This is a genomic window from Aphanothece microscopica RSMan92 (assembly GCF_046613545.2).
Classification (GTDB): Bacteria; Cyanobacteriota; Cyanobacteriia; order PCC-6307; family Cyanobiaceae; genus NIES-981.
On sequence record NZ_JBKKKY020000608.1, the window covers coordinates 1 to 415 of the forward strand.

Genomic DNA, 415 nt, shown 5'->3' on the forward strand with positions numbered 1-415 from the left:
TCAGCAATCTCCTGATACTCGAGCTCTTCTTCGTGACGCAGCCTAATGACCTCTCGATACTTGTCCGGCATGGTCTCAAGCGCTTCCTTCAGGAGAGTAAATCGTTCCCTAGCTAGCAAGGCAACATCAGGCGTTTGCTCTCGGTCGGGAGGATCCATGTAAAGGTCCCCACCGTCACGGGTGCTTATGGGTTCGTCAAGGGATACTTGGTGGAAACGCCGCTTCCGAAGATGATCGATACACCTGTTCGATGCAATCTTGTACAACCAGCGGGAAAACGGATATTCGAACTGAAAACTCGGTAATGCCGCATAGGCTTTGACGAACGTGTCTTGGACGAGGTCCTCAACGTCTTCGTCATTCCGGATCATCTTGCGGATAAGAAACGAGACAATACGACGGTACTTTCGTTCCA

At 50.8% G+C, this 415-nt stretch carries 1 protein-coding gene; it reads right to left on the minus strand.

Annotated elements, in window-relative coordinates; all coding sequences use genetic code 11:
- Positions 1-371, minus strand: a 371-nt coding sequence (locus ACLD7X_RS19285; RefSeq protein WP_425625539.1) for an RNA polymerase sigma factor, incomplete at its 3' end; no start/stop codon positions are given.
- Positions 372-415 lie beyond the last annotated feature (44 nt).